Source organism: Caballeronia mineralivorans PML1(12) (assembly GCF_001028175.1).
GTDB lineage: Bacteria > Pseudomonadota > Gammaproteobacteria > Burkholderiales > Burkholderiaceae > Caballeronia > Caballeronia mineralivorans.
Genome location: NZ_AEJF01000127.1, coordinates 14,198 through 33,601, shown reverse-complemented (window position 1 = coordinate 33,601; position 19,404 = coordinate 14,198). Strand labels below are relative to the sequence as shown.

The following is a 19,404-nucleotide window of genomic DNA, read 5'->3' as shown; positions in this document are numbered from 1 at the left end:
GGTGACATACTTGGCGCACTCGCGGTTCGAAAAAAAGCGCGCGCCAGCGTCAGCTTTCGCTAACAGGCATTTTTATCGCTATAAGTCTAAAAGGAGATGCGAAATGAACAGTTTCGATACAGCAATTCAAACTTTTCTGACGCACATCGCTTTTAGCTCCGACTTGCTTAACCACGCGATAAGGGTAATCGCGGACCTATATACATCGAAGGGCTTGGTACTCATACCCGTTTTGTGGTGGGTGTGGTTCAAACCCAGTCAGCGTGGTGAATGGGAGCGCGAAATGGTCATCGCAACGATTGCGAGCGGCCTTCTGTCACTCGCAATCGGCAGGCTTCTCGCCCATTACTTGCCATTCCGGGGGCGACCAATCTATAACCCCGAACTGTACCTGCACTTTCCATCAGCCGGTGCGCCAGAGGCGGTGCTGCGAACCTGGAGTTCCTTTCCGAGCGACCACGCGATGCTGTGGATGGCGGTCGCGACAGGAATTTTTCTCGTCTGGCGCCGCGTGGGCGTGCTCGCGCTTTTGTACAGCACGATCTTCATATGCATGCCGCGCGTTTATCTCGGCTTGCACTATCCGACCGACGTGCTCGGGGGGGCGGCGATCGGGATTGTCCTCACCTATGTGATGTCACGGGACTCCGTCAGAACGCGTTTTGCAGTGCCGATCCTGGGATGGTTTCACAGATTTCCCGGGCCTTGTTATACCTTCGCGTTTCTCTTATGTTTTGAACTAATAACCCAGTTTGACGAAATACGATTGATCGAGCAGTCGGTTTCAAAAGCACTACCACTGCACGGGACCGCATCTATCGGCCTGGGACTCGCTGGTGTCAATATTCGACGCGGGCAAGAATGGTGAACCAGGATTATTCATGTCGATGATGGTCGTTATCTGGCGTTCGTCCGTCGATTGTCAACGGTCAAGGCGGCTGTGTCGAACGTCTCAAAACGGCCGAAATTCGTCTGACGTCGAAGTGTGCTCTCAGACTTTTCTGGCCTTTATCGTGTGTCCGCAGGAAGCCACATCTCAGGACGCGATGTGTTTCTGCATGAACACACTCAGTGGGTCGTTCGTGTAATCGCCAAACGGTCCCCGGCGCTCATAGCCGGCCGAGGCATACAAAGCCAACGCCTCATGTTGGTAAGGTCCGGTTTCAAGCTTCAGCAACTTACAGCCAAAGTCCATTGCACGGGATTCGAGCAGAGCCAGGAGTTTCTTGGCAACGCCTTGCCCTCGGCCGCGAGGACTGACATACATGCGTTTGAGTTCGCCGAATTCAGGGCAGAGGACTATCGCCCCACAACCGATTGCCTGGCCCTCACTATCCCGCGCAACGGCAAACAGGACATTGGGTTGCTTCAACGACGCGAGGTCCAAAGCGTGCCTGCTCTCTGGTGGGTACAGTGTGTCTTGGTACGTGTCCAGATCGGCGATGAGGGCGACCACGTCAGGTTGGTCGGGTGATTCGAAGGTGAGAGTCATGGCCGAACAAGCGGGGCGAAAGGGAAATTAAAGTACCGGACGACGAAAAACGACCGACGACGGCCGCTATCTGGTGTTCATTTCCCGATTGTCTCCGATCTATCCGATGCTGTCGAACGTCTCAAAATGGCCGACGGAGTCCAATGCAAAAGGCCAAGAAACCAGTGTAATAGTGTGGAGCGTTTGGTGACCTCGCGCTCTGGCCCATGAAGAGCTGGCACGGCGATGCGCCCCAATTTCGTCACGCAGGAGGACTCAACTGAACTGGAGCGCGAACGGATTTACGCGCGTCCCTTTTTTCCTACCCCAAGCCCATCCGCGACGGTACGGTTTGAGTGCTTGCCGGCCTTCGGGCGATCACACGATATCAAGCTCGGGGGCATCCCACGTCTGACCTAACGGCTCCGTGACCACCCGGTTCCTTCCCGCGCGCTTCGCCGCATAGAGCAGGTGATCGGCGCGCGCCAGCAACTCCCCGACCGCCTCGCCAGGCCGATACCGGGCAACGCCGGCACTCGTCGTAACGCACAGCGTAGCCTCGATTTCATTGAAGCGTGAAGACTCCAGCACGGTGCGCAAGCGCTCGGCGATCTGATACGCGAATTTGTCGTCAGCGCCCGGCAGCAGAAGCACGAACTCCTCGCCGCCGATGCGCGCCACCACGTCTTTCTCGCGCACCGCGGCGCGCAGGATTGCGGCGAACTGGCGCAGCACCGCGTCGCCGGCCGCATGCCCGTAACGGTCGTTGATAGATTTGAAGTTGTCGATGTCGAAAGCGATCAGCGCGAGCGGATAGCTTCGCTTGTCCGCGACGCGGCGGCCCGCCATGCGTTCAAACGCGCGCCGGTTCAACGTTTCGGTGAGCGAGTCGAGATCGCGTTCGAGAGTCAGCCGGTCGATCACGTCCGACATCGCGGCGGCCAGCAGCACGAGCCCCAACACAGCGCCCATCAGGGCGAGCGACAACTGCAGCAAGACCCAGAAAATGGTTCGCGCGAACGGCGCAGCGCTATGCGGCAAGGGTTGGATCGTAGTGAGCGGCGTCCTGATGAAAAAACTGGCGCCGAAGATCAGCAGCACCCAGAGAAGAACGTGGTTGACGGTGCGGCCATTGCAGCGTTTCCTGAAACGGACCGCGGTAAACACCATCAACAGCCCGGCGCTGAGATTCAAAATGTAGACGCGCACGAGTAGGTTCGACGTCACGAAGGAGAAGTAATACATGCCGCCCAGCACCAGCGCGAACATCGACGCATGCGTCGCTAGCCGCAAGTGAAGCCCTGCCCTGCGCAAAACACCTTCCGCCAACAGTTGAATGCTTAACACATAAAACGTTGCCGATATAAGCGCGTTCAATCGCCATTCATCCGGCAGGTGACAGATCTGCACTGCCGAGCCGAGTGCGAAAGCAACAAATGAAGCGGCGAGAAAGCGCAGATAGCGCAGTCGTCTATCGTAGAGCCATGCACAGGCAAAACCGAGCGAAAAGACGGCCGTGATACCTGGGATGATCAATTGAACGAGTTGATTGAGCGTTATCTGAGCGGGCATGTGGCTCGTTCTCCGCTGCCGGCCGCGAAATCGCCGGGCCTATGGGTTGGCGGTTCTCAGGGCGTGTATCGTCAGCCGCCATTGACGACTCTCCCAAAAATGGACGTGGCACCCGATATGGTCAGAGGATTGTACGCCTGGTGAGTGGGAGCCCTCGGGCAAGGCGATAGTGTCGCATCCGGTCTCGAGTTCGGAACTTGATGCGCGCAGGATTGTCAGCGATTCTTCTGACGTCGGCGAAGGTCCCTTACTGGCCGCCCGCTGCCACATGCATGAGAGGCCGTTTCCCGTGGCACATAAAGCGGTGATCTGCGGCAGGCGACCGGGAGCGCCCAGCCATCCCTACAAAAAGCAGACACGTGACGCACGTGATCAAATTGGAGTTGCTCCAATGCCGCTATCCATGTGCGCATTTCAAGTACATGCAGCACGGATTGCCCGCGCGGCCTGTTAGCGTCCCGGGCTCACTCGCCTGGTGGCGAGCAAGCCTCAACCGCGGAGCGCCACAGTAACCACAACGAGAGCCGAAAAGATCAGCGCCGGGGCGAGATGCCCGAACGGCTCCCGGTTTCGTAGCAACGTGAAGAGCGCGCCGACCATGATCGCACCGGCCAGCGTTAGGCCCAAAACTCTGGTTTGTTGTCCAAAAAGAAGTGCCGCACTGAGCAACTCGAGAGCGCCACAGAGCAAATGAAACCATGCCGGGTAACCCCAGCGTGCGAAGTCGCGCTTCACCGCGCCGCGTCCTGCGAGATTGACCACTCCAGCAACCGCGAACAGAACCGCTACGATCACCGCGAGAACCGACTCGAAAGATGCACCGTTCCACGCCATGGTCATGCTCCGTTGCTTTGCTGAAAGTGCTTTTGTACAGAGAGGTCCGCAATCAGGCCGGGGCCATGGGGCTTCCACGCAAGAACTCGCCGGGCATGCTGGCCGCTTACTGTCTGATCGAGCGCCAGTGCGTCAGCGAACGGTCCAAGCGATTTGCGAGCATCGTCGAGCGGCCAGGGTTCGACGCGATCGGCGCCGACCGAGGCCCGAATCGCTTCACCCATTTCGGCAACGGCAACAGCATCTTCCGCGACCACGTTGAAGATCTGTCCCGCGACTAGACCGTCCCCACTTGCCGCCCGCTCCATCGCGCTCAGGTAGGCGGTGGCGAGATCATCGACGTGAACGGCAGGCCAGTGGTTGTGACCATCGCCGACGACCCTCACACTGCCGGTTTGACGGACCATGCCGGCAAGCATGCCGAAGACGCCGCCGCCGTAGCCGTGCACCATCGCTGGCCTGAGGATCACTGCAGCAATCGAGCGGCGTGCTGCTAGCGCCAGCACCTGATGCTCCACTGCGGGCCGCCAGGCGATGAGTGGTGTCGGGTTCAGCGCCGATGCTTCAGTCGCGGGCTCCCCCTCCGTATTGCCGTAGACCCAGGTGCCCGACGTATAGACAAACGCCGCGCCCGGACGCAAATGCGAAAGCATCGCTACAGTCGCGGCCTCATCAGCAGCAGCGGTGGAAGCATCGTTGGTCGACGCGGTGTGCACCACGCCATCAGCGGCACCGGCAGTCCCAGCGAAAGACTGTGGCTCGCGCAGGTCGCCGGAATGCAGGGTCACACCGAGACGTGCCAGCGCGCTCGCGGCCGCCGAGCTGTCATCGCGCACCAGCGCCGTCACCTGATGGCCGAGGATGATTGCCTTGCGCGCGACCGCTTGCCCGATGAAGCCAGTACCACCTGTAATGAACAGTTTCAAAGCGTTCTCCAATGATTGGCTGCGAAGTTGAATAGTTATACAAACGAGACCCATTGGTCTCGTTTTGACAAATCTAAACGAGACTGACTGGTCTTGTCAACTACTCAACGATCTGTTATTTATCTCGCATGGACACTTCTTCTCTCTCCGGCCTGAGCCCGCTGCAATGCCGTAAGCGGTCTGCAATCCTCGACGGCGCGAAAACCGTTTTCTTACGCGAGGGTTTCGGTTTGGCAACGATGGACGATGTCGCCGCGGCCGCTGGCGTCGGCAAACAGACGGTCTACCGCCACTTCAAGTCGAAGGAGGCGCTCTTCGTTGGTCTGGTCAGCGAGATGTGCGCTCAGGTGGGCGCGCTGCTTGCCAGCGCTCAGGGCGAGCAAACCGATGGCGCACCCGAAGTCGAGTTGCGCGAGTTGGGATGGTTGCTGGCACGAAGCCTTATTACGCCGGATTATCTGCGGCTTTACCGGGCCATCGTTGCTGAGGCCGAGCGTCTTCCGGAACTTGGCCAAGTGTTTTACGAAAATGGTGCAAAGGTCGTGCGTGCCTTCGCCGCAAAAATTCTGCGAAAGCGATTTGACAAATCGACTGCTGCATTGCGGGCAGCGACATTCGTTCAGTTGGTGCTTGGCGACGCGTATCTGGAACTGTCAATTGGCTACACGGTGCCCAATGTTGAAGCGCGCTTTGCGCTGCAGATTGACGAGGCGGTGGCGGCTGCACTTCGCTAAGGAGCGCCGCATAAGATGTCGGGCCACTGCACGAAGGGCGATTGGCGGAGACGCCAATTCTTTGACCGCATTGATGCGTTCATCTACAGCATATGTTGGGCATTACGCGCAGATATTGGCACCACTACGAAGTGACACGCGCTCAGATTGCGAACGACGAGGTCTTCGTCGTCGAGCATGAAATCGGCATTTTGGGCTTCTACAGTTTAGTCATCGCGCCCGTAGCGGAACTAGACTTGCTTTTCGTCCCTGACGCAGCACAAGGTAAAAGTGTGGGCAAGTTTCTCTTTCAGCATATGTCCGCGCATGCCCAGGTGGTCGGAGCGACGAAGCTTCTCATCGTATCCCACCCACCATCGGTCGGATTTTACCAACGCATGGGCGCTCGAATTACCGGAACCAAACCTTCGTCCGCCTCTGTTCCCTGGGACCGGCCGGTCCTTCACATGTGGTTATGATTGCAAGTTGCCCATTGGACATTCATTTTCGCGCTCTCAGCTTGTGGCCAGTGGCCACTGGCAGTCTCACGCGACCGTCCGTTGACCCGCTTCGGCCGGTCAAATTTCTACAAACCGGCCATTCGTTCGTCGTGGCGCGCAATCGGCTACCGTCCCAGCCAGAAGCAAGCCGAGGCGGCAAATGGCAATTCCTACGCCAATCGGAGATCCCACAACACATCGAGTACGTGTTGCGTGGAACGTTCGACGTGTCCCGCACGATGTGCAACGCCGAGGCGACGCCACAACGCAGGGCGCAGCGCATGCATGGCAATGCGTCGGTCGGGCAAAGGCGTAGTGGCCTCATGAGGCAACAGCGCTGCCCCGTAACCCGCCGCGACCAGGCTCTTGATTGCGTCGTTGTAGTTGAGCTGAATGCGCGGCGCAGGGTGGTGACCGCCGGTTGCGAACCACTCCGCAGTCAGACGCGAGAGACGCGTGGTGGAGTCGTTAAGAATGAGCGGCTGAGCCGCGAGCCACTCAGGCGTGATGCGAGCCGGACATCGCCAATGTGCCGGCACGAAGGCCATGACGGGGTCGCGACGCCAGGGCTTTATTGTGAGCCCAGCCATCGGGGGCTGAGGCAGAGCAACCAGCCCAACATCCAGCGTTCCATCCGCCAGTCGGGACAGCGTTTCATGCGAAGTGAGTACTGCAACTTGAATGTCTATAGCGGGATGGTGCTGACGCAGCACCTCAAGCGCTTGCGGCAACAGGTGCGCGATCGCGCCGGTCGACGCACCGAGCCGCACGCGCCCTTCGAGCCCCTGCACCTGGCGGTGAACATCGTCCAACGCCTGTTCCGCGTCGGCCAGCAGTCGACGCGCGCGCCCTACCAACATCTCGCCTATCGCCGACGGTCGAACATGTCCGCGCTTCCGTGACAGGAGCGGAGCCCCAATGCGGTCTTCCAGTTCAGCGATGTGCAGGCTGACCGTTGGCGGCGCCAGGTGCAGCGCACGCGCCGCGTCGGCGAATGAGCCACGGTCGGCAATAGCGACCAGGGTGCGCAAGCGGTCCAGGCTGATCTCTCGCATGTCAGGGTCCAGATTCAGAAAAGCTGAATGTTAGCGTTATGAAATTCAACTTTCGCTATTCTAGCTGTACGCAGAAGATAGGGGCTCGCTCTACTTGTTATGACCCAGTCACCGGAGTATTCCGCGCATGATCCCTCCCCTCGTTTTCATCGACGGCGACCAAGGCACCACCGGGTTGCAGATCCACGAACGGCTTCGCGATCGAAGCGACCTGAAGCTATTTACGCTTCCCGCTGCGGAACGCAAGGATCCGAAGCGTCGCGCCGAAGCCATTAACGCCTGCGACATCGCCATCCTCTGCCTACCCGACGACGCCGCGCGCGAGGCGATGGATACGATCGCCAATCCCGCTGTCAGGGTAATCGACGCGAGTTCCGCCCACCGCACGCAGCCGGACTGGACATACGGTTTTCCGGAGATGGCTGCGGGACAGGCGGAACGCATCGCGAACGCACGTCGGGTCACCAATCCTGGTTGCTATCCGACCGGTGCGATTGGCCTGCTGCGTCCCCTGCTACAGGCCGGGCTCATACCAGACAGCTATCCGGTCAGCATTCACGCTGTGTCCGGCTACTCGGGACGTGGACGTGCCGGCGTGGAGGAGCACGAGGGGCGGGGCGCCGTCAACGCGCCTTCTTACCAGGTCTATGGTTTGGAACTCGCGCATAAGCACACCCCGGAGATCCAGCGGCACGCCGGGCTCGCGCAGCGTCCGATCTTTGTCCCTGCGTATGGTGCGTTCCGCCAGGGCATCGTGCTGACGGTGCCCTTGGAGTTGCGGCTGCTGGCGCCCGACGTGGATGGTGCCGCGTTGCACGAATGCCTCGCGCGGCACTATGCCGAGGCGACCCACGTGCATGTCTTGCCGCTGCTGGAATCGTGCGCCTTAAAGCACCTGGATCCGCAAATGCTGAACGGTACGAACGACATGCGCTTGAGCGTATTTCCCAACACGGCGCACGGGCACGTGCTGCTATCTGCAGTTTTCGATAATCTCGGCAAAGGCGCATCCGGCGCTGCGGTTCAGAACCTGAACCTGATGCTCACGCAGCAATAGTGGCTGATGGATTGAGCTAACGTTCGGCCGCATCCATATGCCGACGATTGTTGTCAATCTGGTCGTAGCCGTCGAATGTCTCATACTGGCCGCACGCGGTCCGTTGTACTCAAGCGCCGCCGCTCATTGAAGCAATTAGCCCCCGGCCCGCTTCGCACTATGCCCGTACTTTTTGAGCGCTTCGATGACCCGCTCGCAATGGTCACCCTGGACTTCAATCGCTCCATCCTTGACCGTTCCACCAGAACCGCAGGCCATGCGCAACCGCTTGCTTAGCAAGGCCAAGGCAAGAGGATCGAGCACCAGCCCTTTAACGATCGTCACGCTTTTCCCGCCCCGCCCCTTTGTCTCGCGAGTCACTCGCACCACGCCATCACCTACCGGTAGTGTCTTGGTGACCGTCTCGCAGACGCATTCCGTGAGCACCTGCCTGCATTCGGGACACATCCGCCCGCCATCGGTGGAATAGACAAGGCCGCCCTTTGCACAAATCTTCATAATTGGCTTATTCAAAGATACTCAGGTCGGGAAGCGGGCTGAGTTTAGCAGGTGGGCCTTAGCAGCCGCTTCTGGCAAAGTCCGGTCTCATTCCATACTTCCGACGTCGACACGGAGCGGGCAGCTGGCTCTCCCGAGAACAGACATCCTGCTTCCGAGTTAGGCGGGAATTGTGTCACCGATTGAGTTGTGGGGAAGCGATGAAGACACATCGCTGCCAGACCGGCGACGTAGCAGGCCGAGTCGACTACCCATGAACGTTGGGCTGCCTCGATGTCTTGGGATAGGTCGCTCGAAGAACCAGCCAGCAAACAACACCGGCAATTACCCCGATCGGCATATTGAAAACCGCAAACCACATATCGATGTTTTTGATCCCAAGTAAGGCGAACGGCATACGCGGCGCGGATACGACGTACGGGAAGGCGACAACCAAAACAATTCCGAGCGCGACGAAATAGATCCATCGCCGCACACCAAAGAGCCGAGCCAGCGCCATCCCAGCTACGTACATTGGAAGAGTCCACACCGACGCGAATACCAGTGCTGCGAGAACGGCTCCGAGTTCAAGAGTCCAAAAGTGACGAGCGCCTTCGACCGACAGTAACGCTGGCCGGAGAAACGTCATGTTTTCACCACGGACGGCGTGAGTGATATCCAGCCAGGGAAAGAACGCAGCCGCGGCACAACTCATGGCCGCAATGTATCCAAGTAGCGCACGCCAAAACGTCACAAACGGCGGTACTTTGGGTAGTAGCGGCCGTTCCAGTTGCTGCTGAATAAGCATATGGATGCTTTCCGTGAACTAAAAGTCTCTTATCGTTGGCGTCTCAGCGTAAAGCATGCCCGCAGGTCGATAGTTGCCGCAGCGCGTTCTGCTTCGAACCGCCTAAAGCAATTGTCCACAATTTAAGCGGCGACGTCGAATAACCGAAAGTGGCTGCATCCCAGTCTCCCTCAAACCGTCGTGCATCTAGTACGCTGTCCTTTCAAAACCGCTCGATTCCATCTATCGTTTCACCCATCGCGCGCAATGGCATGTTGACATGTACGACGCCCAAGCCACCCAGCCACCCGGCGCCCGTCCTAACCGGTTACGCTGCGGCCACGGCGTAGACGAAGATCGCGTTATTGATCGCGTGCAACAGGATCGGCATCGACAGCCCCTTCGTCTTCTTGGTCAGCCAACCGGCAATCAGGCCCATCACGAACAGATAGATAAAATGGCGCATGTCTTCGTGCATACCCGCGAATACCGCAGCCTGCAGCACGTTGGCCCAACCGAAGCTGATATGACGGGACAATCCGCCTAACAGGCAACCACGGAACACCAGTTCTTCGATTACAGGCACAAACACAGATAACACCAGCAGCGCGAGCGGAATGCCGCCGAGCGCGACTGCACCGTGCGCCAGGTTCACCGTCCACGAGTTCGGAGCGAAGCCGTGCGGCACGTTGTGCCGAGCCAGCAAGTGGGGGAGCTGAGAAATGCCGTATGCGGCGACGGGTACCAACATCCACGTCAACTTCCATCGTCCACTGCCGATCCATTCGCGCCATCCGATCAGCCGACCGACTGCCGCCAACCCGAGCGCGCTGAAAAACAGCGTCCACAAATGCGAAATCGCAATGCGATTTGAGGCATCGATGCGCACTACGCCGCTGCCAGTCGGCGACAGCGCCGCCGTGCCCATGCGGAAGATCGTGACGAGATAGAGCGCCATGGAAAAGACGCCCAGCCCCCACCATGCGTGCCGCAAACCTATCCGCGCGAAGAGCGGCGCGGACGCTTTTCCGGAACGTTGCCGGACCGTACCGCGGTAATGCACCGGGAACAGCAACAGGCCTGGCGATGCAAGATAGAGCGCGAGCATGCCGAGCAGGCCGGCCGCGAGTGGTAGCAAATCGGCGCGGGCGGCGATAGCCGGATCGAGGTCGAGCAGATGCGCGTACGCGTACGCGAGCGGCGCGGCCTTGCCGGTCTTCTGGTACTGGTCGCGGACAATGTCGGCAGCTATCTTCGCGTCGCCCACATCGAATGCAACGTCAAGGCGAAGCTGCTGGTTCTGCGGCGACTCGAATTTATGCGACGCGGCGTCAGCAGTCAGAACCGCTTCCGCGGCTGTCGAATCGCCGGCACGCTGTAATACACGCGCCATCGTATAAGCGTCGATCTTGAGTCCGGCGCGTTGGGCGCGATGTAACTCGTCGCTCGCTTCCGTGCCAGGCAGCACTTCGACAGCCGTATTGATGCGTACGGCTTCCTGCCATGGCGTCCTGGCGACGGGCGCCGCCGCCAGCAGCTTGTTGGCATCGCGTGCGCGACCGGTCCTCGCCAGGTAGCGCACCGCGTCGATCAGGCGGTCATTGGCCGGATCGAGCTGCACCGCGAGAACCGCCTCCTGCCCGGCACGGGTATCGCTTTTCATGGTCGCGTAACCGCGTGACAACGCGGCATGAAGACGCGCGCGCTGCGCCGTGCTCCAGCCCGTCGAGTTGGCGACAAGCGGCTCGCCATACGCGACCGCATCTGCACCGAACCGATGTTCGAGCAGATAAAGTGCCGCCTCGGGATCGGTTGCAAACTCCTTGTCGAGCGCGGTGCGACAAGCTTCCAAGTCCTTCCCGGCGACGTCGCCCCAGCTCAGATCATCCGACCACGTGAAGCGCTCGATGAATTTGCATTGCGCGAGAAGAAGCGATATGTCGCCGGGATTTTCGCGCTGAGCCTGACGATAAAGGTCGAGCACCTGCTGGTAGCTGTTCTTCTCCTGGCCAACAACGAATTCGGCGGCTTGCTCCGGCGTGCGGATTTTGTCGGGCGACAGGCGGGCCACGTCGGACGCAACGGCATGACCCGTCAGTAGTGCGCTGCCTACGACAAGGAGGCAAGATGTAAGGGTTCTGGCGAGCATGGAAGCAGAGGGCAGACTGAGCCAATGAGGTGGCGGACCTTTTGCGCGGTTGACGTATGCGCTTTGGGTTGCGGGAGCACTCGGACGGCACATGTCCATACGAATGCTTACCCCTCTGGCACACAGTTTCGTTGTCCGCGCCGCAAGCAATGGCGCTTGTGGCACGGACCGCGCCGTCAGAAGTGCTGACCGCCCCGGACCATGCCGCGCTTGTTACTTGACGGCAACGCCGGCCAGATGACCAATCCCATCTGCCGTCTGCATGCCCACGTTCCTCGCGACTACACCTAGGCCACTTACTACCGTGACGCCTGTGTCGGCCACCTCGAAATCGGTTCCGGCGACCGTGACCGTCCCCTTGATGTGGTCGCTGCCGGCGAGCGCGCCAAGGAGTATCCGTGCCGCAACGGAGCGTGTCTTGAATTCGCTTACGTGAAGTGCGACCGGAACACCCGACGCCGTAACCGGAATACCGATCTTCGTCATCTCGGCGTGGAAGGCCCCGAGAAGGTCCGCTTTAGCTTCAGAAGAAATGTCGAACGATCCCGTATCAATCTGCAATTCGCTCACACCGCCAGTAAGTGCGACGCTTACATCGTGCCCCCGGTCGGCGGGTAGAGGATTCATGGTTGGCGCTCCCGCACACGCGGCAAGGAGGAGGACGCAGATCGCTGAAAGAGAGATAAAACGCATTTTGTAGTTCCGGATTTATTGTTAAGAAATTGATGACCGGCAGTGCTGCACAGAGCATCCGAACTTTCAGGCCGCGCGAGTTGCGGTGTCGCCATCGGCCTGATAATTGAATATCGGCTGTGGGAGATAAGTTCTTTAGAGTTCTTTAGCGTTCTTGTATTATTCGGCTTCAGTTTGCAATATCAAGGAGACGTGCTTCCGTACGCAACGCCAATAGTCCGCCCGCCATTATCAACACCAACTGGACAGCGATTTCCCCTCACTGTAATTGGGCGAGTGGGCGCGGATTGTCGCCAATCTAGCTGGTAACGTCGGGCATCAGGGGTCGTAATCAGCAATCATCTTTCTCGCGTCCAGATGGCGGCGTGCCACGGGGAATAAGGTGTCCCGGAGTAGCCCACGATTTGGCCGCGATTGTTGATTGCGCTAGCGGTACTGGTGTTGCCGCCGGGGAGCATGCCCAGGTCGGTCATCACACCGTGTTCATACAGAAACGCGCGAAAGTTCCCGCTTGCATCGGTCGACTGGCCAACCACCTGGCCGCGATCGTTGATCCCGGAAGCGATACTGATGGTGCCACCGGGGAGCGTGCCCAGGTCGGTCATTACGCCGTGCTCATACAGGAAGGCGTGCTCGTACCCGCTTGGTGTGGCCGCCTGGCCGACCACCTGGCCGCGATTGTTGAGCGCGAAAGCGGCACTGCTGTTGCCGCCCGGGAGCGTGCCCAGGTCGGTCATCACGCCGTGATCGTACAGAAAGGCGTGGTCGGCCCCCGAGGTTGCACTAGTGGACCAGCCGACCACCTGGCCGCGATCGTTGATCCCATAAGCGGCGCTGAAGTACCCGCCGGGTAGCGTGCCCAGATCGATCACCTTTCCTTTTTCAAACAGAACGGCTTGGGTATCCGTGAGTGCATTAAGCGACCAACCGACCGCCTGGCCGCGATCGTTGATGGCGTTAGCGACACTGGTGTTGCCATTAGGGAGCGTGCCCAGGTCGGTCATCACGCCGTGTTCAAACAGAAAAGCGTGCTCGTTCAGAAGGGCATGCTCGTTCCCGCCAACGGCCGACCAGCCGACCACCTGGCCGCGCTCGTTGATCGCGTCGGCGGTAGCATTGGTGCCACCGGGGAGCGTGCCCAAATCGGTCACCTTCCCGTCTTCATACAGGGTAGCGTGCTGGTCCCCGTTCGCGACGTTCGAGAAACCGACCGCCTGGCCGCGCTCGTTGACCCCGCTAGCCTGGCTGGTGTTGCCAGGGAGCGTGCCGAGATCCCTGACGTCAAAACTTTCGGCTACGGCGGGCTGGAGTGCAGCGGCCGTGAGCAGGGTGAAAGCAATCAGGGCGCGGTGAACGGAGTGCATACGGCAAATTAGCTTGCATGCAGATTGCATAATGATCCCCTTTCCTGAGACATGACCTGGATCGCCGTCAGCAACCGGGCCGTAGGCGTGCCATATGCGTTTTGACAAGGACGCAACCGATAAGAGCGAAGAGCGAGGCCATGCTAACGGTCCCATCTGAGGTCTTGATCTCATAAGCAAAGAGAGACCAAGGGCAGGCAGGCGCCAGATGCCGTGCTAAAGCTCGCTGAACTTTGGATAACTCACTTCGTGATCCTCAGGCACATATGCACCACCTTAGACATAGGCGTCGGCACGACTTCGATTCATGTGCGGCACAAAGCGCTACACCTTGCGTCTCAATGTCGGTGGAGGTCGACTGGAAGTAGCGTATTTTTGTAAATAATAAGGTCCATTATTTTTGCCATCCAATGCGTCTGTATCGGGATAAATTTCGGTGTCCTGCATCGGAAAGTGGACATGGCCTCATTAGAAGATGAGCGCAGATAGAAGTTATCGACCAGTCTAGTCTAAGGAATGTTTTTTTCAACTTATTATCTAGTGAGGCAGATTAATGACAATGCAAAATCGTGATTACTTGCCTTTGCTCAATAGTGGGTTAAACGATAGCTCGGGTTCAAGCGCTCGACCCTCTGGACCTCTTACGCCGAATGCGGGACGGACAGCGACGGAGACAAAAACACTTGGCTAGGTTCCCCTTGCGGACTTCCTGACCGGGAAACGGAAGGGGCGGGCAAGTCGCTCAGCGCGTTATGCACTGGCAGCAAACAGAATCGCAGCGGACGTATGCGGATTACGTAGCGGGTACGGAACCGATTGTCGACGAAGCCGGCACTGAGCATCGGCATCGCCGTCGGCGGCCTCGCCGACGACACGCTCGACACTATCCTGCAACGCGCCGACGAGGCGCTCTACCGTTCGAAGCGGGAAGGCCGCAACCGTGTGCGCATCGCGGCGCTGTGTACCGGGGACGACGAACCCCGGGCGGGTTGATCGGCCTGCCGTCTGGCGCAGCCGCCCGAAGCTCACCCGGCGGCTCCGAAAGAAGCCGCGTCAATTTTCCGGGGGCGACGCCGGACCGACGGTCATGTCCGCAATGCACTCTGGGGGTCACAGACTGACAACGGCGGTGCGCGTCGCCTCAGGCAGGCAGGCGGCGCTCACAAGCGATCACGAAGACTTCGCGTCTCCGGCATTGCGCGAGGCACACAGGCGCCATGCGGCCTTTGGCGCAGCGACGGTCTCGACGACGTGGCGCCACCAGCGTTCGCCGTGATGTGGCGCGCTCAGATCCAGCCGCTCGCCCATGCGGGGTGTTGACAGCGCGACACCGCGCGCGAGGGCCAGTGCCATCACCCTTTCGAACGGCTCCTGCCAGCGGTGCATGGCGAGGTCGAAGGTGCCGTTGTGAATCGGCACGAGCCGACGGCCGCGCAGATCGATGTGCGCCTGCACTGTTTCTTCGGGCTGCATATGAACGTACGGCCACTGCGCGTCGTATGCGCCCGTCTCGACCAGCGTGACGTCGAATGGCCCAAGGCGCTCGCCGATAGTCCTGAAACCATCGAAGTAGCCGGTGTCGCCGCTGAAGAACACGCGCAGATCATCGTCGACGATCACCCACGACGCCCATAACGTACTGTTGCCGTCGAACAGGCTGCGGCCGGAAAAATGCTGCGCGGGCGTAGCGGTGAACTGTATGCCGTCGACCTCGGTGTCTTGCCACCAGTCGAACTGCCGCACCTTCGAAGCGTCGATGCCCCATTCGATCAGCCGGTCGCCGACGCCGAGCGGTGTCAGAAACACGCCGGTGCTCTCCGCAAGCGCGAGCACGGTTTCGCGGTCCAGGTGGTCGTAGTGGTCGTGCGACAGGATCACGCCGCGCAGCGGTGGCAAATCGGCGAGCGCGACCGGTGGCGCATGGAAGCGCTTCGGGCCGAGATGCCGGAACGGAGAGGCGCGCTCGGCGAACACGGGATCGGTCAGCCAGAACTGGCCGCGCAGCTTCAGCAGCATCGTCGAATGACCGAGCCGGTAGAGGCTGCGGTCGGGCGCCGCATCGAGCTGCGCACGCGTCAGCGCATCGACGGGCAACGCGTCTGCCGGCACAGTGCCGCCCGGCTTGTTAAGCAACACGTTCCACACAATGCCAAGCGTCTTGCGCAGGCCTTCGGTGGGACGCGGCTTGACGTTGCGAAAACGTTCGCCGTCATGCTGCAGCGAGGAGCTGGACAACGCGCGGCCGCGTTGCGCGGCGGTGACGCCGAGCGTGCGGCTGACAAGAGCGAAAAGCGACGTCATGAGATGGGCCGTCCAGGGAGAAATGTATACTCGGCAGTGTAGTTTATTTTCGAGAAAAGTAAACTGCTCGGTGTAAAATCCGGTCATGGATCCACATGTCACCCATCAGCGCCTGACTGACCGCAAGCGTGACGCCATCGTCGGCGCCGCGATCGAGGAATTCCTCGCGGCCGGCTACGACGCGACCAGCATGGACCGTATCGCCGCCCGGGCGAGCGTCTCGAAACGTACCGTCTACAACCATTTCCCAAGCAAGGAAGTACTTTTCGCGGCGATTCTCCATCAGCTGTGGGACGCGAGCCAGACGGGCGATGCTCCCGCCTACCGCGCTGACGAACCGTTGCGCGCGCAGTTGCTCGACCTTTTAGGCCGCAAGCTGCGGCTTCTGAACGACGAATCCTTTCTGTCGCTTGCACGTGTGGCGATCGCGGCCGGGATCCATTCGCCGGAGCGAGCGCGGGACATGGTCGCCCGCCTGGGCGAACGCGAGGAAGACCTGACCGTGTGGATCCGGGCGGCCGTCGCCGACGGCCGTCTCAAAACCGACAATCCGCTCTTCGCGGCGCTGCAGTTGCAGGCGCTGGTGAAGGCCTTCGCGTTCTGGCCGCAGGTGACGATGGGCCAGGTACCGCTCGGCGAACAGGAGCAAAAGCAGGTCGCAGAATCGGCCGCTGACATGTTCCTCGCACGCTATGCATGAGCAGACATCCGGTGCTTGCGTCTCGATCTTCATGTCCCCCGGATCGGCAGTTGGGCGCCTCGTCCGCGCGGACCTTTAAGCTGCTTACTTTTTTGTCTCGTTCGCTCAAACAGCCGTCATTAGTGAGTTGCCTTGAGCCACCGGGTTCCCTGGCCTTAGCGACATCGGAAACAGTGTGTTTCCGATGTCTTACGTGTCGTCGGTGGCCGCCTGCTCCTCGCGCGCGTATTGTGAAGGCGGCCGCCCGACGTGTCGCGTGAAGGCGACGCTGAAGGTGCTGGCGGAGCTGTAGCCAACGCGCTGTGCAACATCGGCGACGCGGCCTTCATTACGGCGTAGCAGGTCCTTTGCGAGCGCCATGCGCCAAGTGAGCAAATATTCCATGGGTGCCACGCCGACCGCGCGGTTGAAGCGTTCAAAGAAGGTTGAGCGCGACAGTGCGGCCTCTTTCGCAAGTTCAGCAACCGTCCACGCGCGTGTAGGGTGTTCGTGCATAACGCGGATCGCGGCCGCGAGGCGGCAATCGGACAGCCCGCGAACCAGGCCCGGTGACGCAGTCGTTTCCGCCGTGGACCGCAGCGCCTCGATGAGCAGCACTTCCAGCAGTCGTGACAGCACGACCTCGCGCGCAGGCCGCTGCTCGCGTGATTCATCTCGTACAAGTTGCACGAGGGTGGCCAGCCGCTCTTCGCCGCGGACATGCACGAGTTGCGGTAGCAACGAGACCAGCAGGGATGCATCTGGTGAACCGAAGCTGCAGTGGCCGACCATTATTCGCGAATCGACAGGGCTGTCTGGCTCCCCGATTCTAAATTCATTGTTGCCGAGCGCGATCGGCTCCAGCGTCTGAACGGCCGGCGGTGGCGGCACGAGGCTGGACATCGCGACGCCGTAGGCCGCGGGAATCAGCACGAAGTCACCCGAGATGAGCTCGATGGGCTCGTGCCCGTCGATCGCCATGCGGCACGCGCCCTCGAGGATCACGCAATAGAGCGGCTGACCGGCATCCGAGCGGCTAACGCGCCAAGGGCTGGCGCCCAGAACCAGTTTGGAAAACCGGGCGCCCGGCTGCAGCAGCGTCACGACTTCGGCCAACGGATCGATCATTGCTGGACTCCTGCAAATGAAATTCGGATTATCGATTGTAGTGAGTACAGTCACGGCGGTCTATCGTACGGGAATACGCAAACCACCTCACACAGGAGTTCCCATGAAAACCGTGCTGATCACCGGCTGCTCTTCCGGATTCGGCCTCGAGATTGCCCGCTATTTTCTGGCCCGCGACTGGCAAGTCGTCGCCACGATGCGCACGCCGCGCACCGACGTGCTGCCGCCTTCAGAGCGCTTGCGCGTGCTGGCGCTCGACGTCACAGATCCGGAAAGCATCCGCAAAGCTGTCGAGGCGGCCGGCCCGATCGACGTGCTCGTCAACAACGCGGGCTTCGGCGCGGCTTCCCCGGCGGAACTGGTCCCGCTTGCGACGGTGCGCGAGATTTTCGAGACCAACACCTTTGGCACGATCGCATTGACGCAGGCGGTGCTGCCCCAGTTTCGGCAGCGTAAAGCCGGCGTCGTAGTGAATGTCACGTCGAGCGTAACGCTGAAGGCGCTGCCTCTGATCGCCGCTTACCGCGCGAGCAAGGCGGCGGTGAACGCATTTACCGAGTCAATGGCGCTGGAGCTCGAGCAGTTCGGCGTGCGAGCGCGCCTGGTGCTGCCGGGCCGTGCGCCCGACACCCGATTCGCAGAGAACGCCCACGCCCACATGCATGGCCTCGACCACGAGGCCTACGCTGGTCTCGTCAAGGATGTCTTCGCGCAGTTCCAGGACACCTCTACGCCAATCACCCGGGCACAGGACGTCGCGGAGGCCGTGTGGCGCGCGGCGACGGGCCCGTCATCCCCAATGCGCATCCCGGCCGGCGCTGATGCCCAAGCGTGGGCGGCTGAGGTTCGCTGACCGAGCGGCACAGATTGAACGTGGCTTCTACGCGCTACAGCGTATTACGATAAGGAGATTGCTATGCAGGACAAACCCGTTGCTCTCGTAACCGGGGCTAATCAAGGAATCGGTCTTCAGATCGCAAAGGATCTCGCGGCACGCGGCTTGACTGTGTTGGTAGGGTCGCGCAGCCTCGAACGCGGCGAGGCTGCGGCTAGCGAAGTTGGGATGAACGCTTTCGCGCTCCAACTCGACGTGACGGATCAGGCTTCGATCACATCTGCGGCGGAGCGCGTCCGGAATGAGTTTGGCCGCCTTGACGTGCTCGTCCAAAACGCGGCCATCTCGAATACGAAGAAGCAGCCCGGTCAATCCGTCGAGGAGTACGCAAAGACGACGCGCCCGAGCAACGTGGCTCTCGATGAAATGCGCGCGGTGTGGGACACCAACGTGTTTGGCGTGCTCGCTGTGTACCAGGCGATGCTGCCACTTTTGCGCAAGACGCCGGGCTCCCGCATTGTTCACGTGTCGAGTGGCGTTGGGTCGTTGACGACGAACTCGGACTCGGCTTTCCCGTACCGCGCGATCTTCGGGCCCGTCTACCCAGCATCCAAGACGGCTCTCAACGCTTTGACGGTCGCTATGGCCATAGAACTTGAGCCAGAAGGTATTAAGGTCAATGCCGTCTCCCCGGGCTTTACCAGGACGAACCTCAACGGATATGCGGGCACCGAGACCGTCGAGGAAGGCGCTCGCGAGGCGGTGCGCGTTGCGCTGCTGGGTCCGGACGGCCCCACAGGGACGTTCACGCGCTGGAAAGGGGAAACGATCCCATGGTGATTTAAGTCTAGGGCGCGTGTACA

The 19,404-nt window shown here is 60.3% G+C and carries 20 protein-coding genes; 8 read left to right on the top strand and 12 right to left on the bottom strand.

Annotated elements, in window-relative coordinates:
- The first annotated feature begins 103 nt into the window (after positions 1-103).
- Complete coding sequence (locus tag EOS_RS20605) at positions 104-868, top strand: phosphatase PAP2 family protein (RefSeq protein ID WP_047848546.1); 765 nt, start codon at positions 104-106, stop codon at positions 866-868.
- Positions 869-1,036: 168 nt separating this feature from the next.
- On the opposite strand, the gene EOS_RS20600 is transcribed toward EOS_RS20605, so the two are convergent.
- From EOS_RS20600 to EOS_RS20585, 4 genes are all read right to left on the bottom strand, one after another.
- Positions 1,037-1,492, bottom strand: a complete 456-nt coding sequence (locus tag EOS_RS20600; RefSeq protein WP_047848545.1) for a GNAT family N-acetyltransferase — start codon at positions 1,490-1,492, stop codon at positions 1,037-1,039.
- A 357-nt stretch (positions 1,493-1,849) separates the two neighbouring features.
- The gene (locus EOS_RS20595) at positions 1,850-3,043 is read right to left on the bottom strand and encodes a GGDEF domain-containing protein (protein WP_047848544.1); all 1,194 of its coding nucleotides are present in this window, start codon (positions 3,041-3,043) and stop codon (positions 1,850-1,852) included.
- A gap of 489 nt (positions 3,044-3,532) precedes the next feature.
- Positions 3,533-3,883 carry a DoxX family protein gene (locus tag EOS_RS20590; RefSeq protein ID WP_235442896.1) on the bottom strand — a complete coding sequence of 117 codons (351 nt, stop codon included), beginning with the start codon at positions 3,881-3,883 and terminating at the stop codon, positions 3,533-3,535.
- A complete protein-coding gene (locus EOS_RS20585; protein WP_047848542.1) occupies positions 3,880-4,803 on the bottom strand; it encodes an NAD-dependent epimerase/dehydratase family protein in 924 nt (307 codons plus the stop codon). Before EOS_RS20585 ends, EOS_RS20590 begins: the two co-directional genes overlap by 4 nt.
- Before the next feature lie 128 nt (positions 4,804-4,931).
- On the opposite strand from EOS_RS20585, the gene EOS_RS20580 reads away from it, so the two are divergent.
- Positions 4,932-5,537: a TetR/AcrR family transcriptional regulator gene (locus EOS_RS20580; RefSeq protein ID WP_047848541.1), complete on the top strand. Its 606-nt coding sequence runs from the start codon at positions 4,932-4,934 to the stop codon at positions 5,535-5,537.
- Between the two features lie 92 nt (positions 5,538-5,629).
- Positions 5,630-5,995 (top strand): GNAT family N-acetyltransferase, encoded by a 366-nt coding sequence (locus EOS_RS49300; protein ID WP_053063988.1) that lies wholly within the window; start codon positions 5,630-5,632, stop codon positions 5,993-5,995.
- A gap of 191 nt (positions 5,996-6,186) precedes the next feature.
- Here EOS_RS49300 and EOS_RS20570 read toward each other — a convergent pair whose 3' ends face one another.
- Positions 6,187-7,071 carry a LysR family transcriptional regulator gene (locus EOS_RS20570; protein WP_047848540.1) on the bottom strand — a complete coding sequence of 295 codons (885 nt, stop codon included), beginning with the start codon at positions 7,069-7,071 and terminating at the stop codon, positions 6,187-6,189.
- A 127-nt stretch (positions 7,072-7,198) separates the two neighbouring features.
- Here EOS_RS20570 and argC point away from each other — a divergent pair, with 127 nt between their 5' ends.
- Complete coding sequence (gene argC / locus EOS_RS20565) at positions 7,199-8,128, top strand: N-acetyl-gamma-glutamyl-phosphate reductase (RefSeq protein ID WP_047848539.1); 930 nt, start codon at positions 7,199-7,201, stop codon at positions 8,126-8,128.
- Positions 8,129-8,263: 135 nt separating this feature from the next.
- Here argC and EOS_RS20560 read toward each other — a convergent pair whose 3' ends face one another.
- From EOS_RS20560 to EOS_RS20540, 5 genes are all read right to left on the bottom strand, one after another.
- Positions 8,264-8,626, bottom strand: coding sequence for a translation initiation factor Sui1 (locus EOS_RS20560; protein WP_047848538.1), 363 nt, complete (start codon positions 8,624-8,626; stop codon positions 8,264-8,266).
- Between the two features lie 247 nt (positions 8,627-8,873).
- Entirely contained in the window at positions 8,874-9,413 is a 540-nt protein-coding gene (locus EOS_RS20555) for a hypothetical protein (RefSeq protein ID WP_047848537.1), read from the bottom strand.
- A 307-nt stretch (positions 9,414-9,720) separates the two neighbouring features.
- On the bottom strand, positions 9,721-11,463 hold the full coding sequence (locus EOS_RS20550) for a CPBP family intramembrane glutamic endopeptidase (RefSeq protein ID WP_160312513.1): 1,743 nt from the start codon (positions 11,461-11,463) through the stop codon (positions 9,721-9,723).
- Between the two features lie 291 nt (positions 11,464-11,754).
- Entirely contained in the window at positions 11,755-12,168 is a 414-nt protein-coding gene (locus EOS_RS20545) for a hypothetical protein (RefSeq protein WP_200908677.1), read from the bottom strand.
- 404 nt (positions 12,169-12,572) lie between these two features.
- The gene (locus EOS_RS20540; protein ID WP_047848534.1) at positions 12,573-13,628 is read right to left on the bottom strand and encodes a DUF3466 family protein; all 1,056 of its coding nucleotides are present in this window, start codon (positions 13,626-13,628) and stop codon (positions 12,573-12,575) included.
- Positions 13,629-14,414: 786 nt separating this feature from the next.
- Here EOS_RS20540 and EOS_RS44665 point away from each other — a divergent pair.
- Positions 14,415-14,591, top strand: a complete 177-nt coding sequence (locus EOS_RS44665; protein WP_326972943.1) for a diguanylate cyclase domain-containing protein — start codon at positions 14,415-14,417, stop codon at positions 14,589-14,591.
- 177 nt (positions 14,592-14,768) lie between these two features.
- Here EOS_RS44665 and EOS_RS20535 read toward each other — a convergent pair whose 3' ends face one another.
- Complete coding sequence (locus EOS_RS20535; RefSeq protein WP_047848533.1) at positions 14,769-15,899, bottom strand: MBL fold metallo-hydrolase; 1,131 nt, start codon at positions 15,897-15,899, stop codon at positions 14,769-14,771.
- A gap of 85 nt (positions 15,900-15,984) precedes the next feature.
- Here EOS_RS20535 and EOS_RS20530 point away from each other — a divergent pair, with 85 nt between their 5' ends.
- On the top strand, positions 15,985-16,599 hold the full coding sequence (locus EOS_RS20530) for a TetR/AcrR family transcriptional regulator (RefSeq protein WP_047848532.1): 615 nt from the start codon (positions 15,985-15,987) through the stop codon (positions 16,597-16,599).
- 189 nt (positions 16,600-16,788) lie between these two features.
- Here the strand turns inward: EOS_RS20530 and EOS_RS20525 are convergent, their stop codons facing one another.
- Positions 16,789-17,706: an AraC family transcriptional regulator gene (locus EOS_RS20525; RefSeq protein WP_047848531.1), complete on the bottom strand. Its 918-nt coding sequence runs from the start codon at positions 17,704-17,706 to the stop codon at positions 16,789-16,791.
- Positions 17,707-17,809: 103 nt separating this feature from the next.
- Between EOS_RS20525 and EOS_RS20520 the strand changes: the two genes are divergently transcribed.
- Positions 17,810-18,559: an SDR family oxidoreductase gene (locus tag EOS_RS20520; RefSeq protein ID WP_047848530.1), complete on the top strand. Its 750-nt coding sequence runs from the start codon at positions 17,810-17,812 to the stop codon at positions 18,557-18,559.
- A 63-nt stretch (positions 18,560-18,622) separates the two neighbouring features.
- Positions 18,623-19,381 (top strand): SDR family oxidoreductase, encoded by a 759-nt coding sequence (locus EOS_RS20515; RefSeq protein ID WP_047848529.1) that lies wholly within the window; start codon positions 18,623-18,625, stop codon positions 19,379-19,381.
- Positions 19,382-19,404 lie beyond the last annotated feature (23 nt).

Bases quoted from the DNA above. Each gene is read 5' to 3' on its own strand.
- EOS_RS20605 (WP_047848546.1), top strand. From the start codon at position 104: ATGAACAGTTTCGATACAGCAATTCAAACTTTTCTGACGCACATCGCT.
- EOS_RS20600 (WP_047848545.1), bottom strand. From the start codon at position 1,492: ATGACTCTCACCTTCGAATCACCCGACCAACCTGACGTGGTCGCCCTC.
- EOS_RS20595 (WP_047848544.1), bottom strand. From the start codon at position 3,043: ATGCCCGCTCAGATAACGCTCAATCAACTCGTTCAATTGATCATCCCA.
- EOS_RS20590 (WP_235442896.1), bottom strand. From the start codon at position 3,883: ATGACCATGGCGTGGAACGGTGCATCTTTCGAGTCGGTTCTCGCGGTG.
- EOS_RS20580 (WP_047848541.1), top strand. From the start codon at position 4,932: ATGGACACTTCTTCTCTCTCCGGCCTGAGCCCGCTGCAATGCCGTAAG.
- EOS_RS49300 (WP_053063988.1), top strand. From the start codon at position 5,630: ATGTTGGGCATTACGCGCAGATATTGGCACCACTACGAAGTGACACGC.
- EOS_RS20570 (WP_047848540.1), bottom strand. From the start codon at position 7,071: ATGCGAGAGATCAGCCTGGACCGCTTGCGCACCCTGGTCGCTATTGCC.
- argC (WP_047848539.1), top strand. From the start codon at position 7,199: ATGATCCCTCCCCTCGTTTTCATCGACGGCGACCAAGGCACCACCGGG.
- EOS_RS20560 (WP_047848538.1), bottom strand. From the start codon at position 8,626: ATGAAGATTTGTGCAAAGGGCGGCCTTGTCTATTCCACCGATGGCGGG.
- EOS_RS20555 (WP_047848537.1), bottom strand. From the start codon at position 9,413: ATGCTTATTCAGCAGCAACTGGAACGGCCGCTACTACCCAAAGTACCG.
- EOS_RS20545 (WP_200908677.1), bottom strand. From the start codon at position 12,168: ATGAATCCTCTACCCGCCGACCGGGGGCACGATGTAAGCGTCGCACTT.
- EOS_RS20540 (WP_047848534.1), bottom strand. From the start codon at position 13,628: ATGCAATCTGCATGCAAGCTAATTTGCCGTATGCACTCCGTTCACCGC.
- EOS_RS20535 (WP_047848533.1), bottom strand. From the start codon at position 15,899: ATGACGTCGCTTTTCGCTCTTGTCAGCCGCACGCTCGGCGTCACCGCC.
- EOS_RS20530 (WP_047848532.1), top strand. From the start codon at position 15,985: ATGGATCCACATGTCACCCATCAGCGCCTGACTGACCGCAAGCGTGAC.
- EOS_RS20525 (WP_047848531.1), bottom strand. From the start codon at position 17,706: ATGATCGATCCGTTGGCCGAAGTCGTGACGCTGCTGCAGCCGGGCGCC.
- EOS_RS20520 (WP_047848530.1), top strand. From the start codon at position 17,810: ATGAAAACCGTGCTGATCACCGGCTGCTCTTCCGGATTCGGCCTCGAG.
- EOS_RS20515 (WP_047848529.1), top strand. From the start codon at position 18,623: ATGCAGGACAAACCCGTTGCTCTCGTAACCGGGGCTAATCAAGGAATC.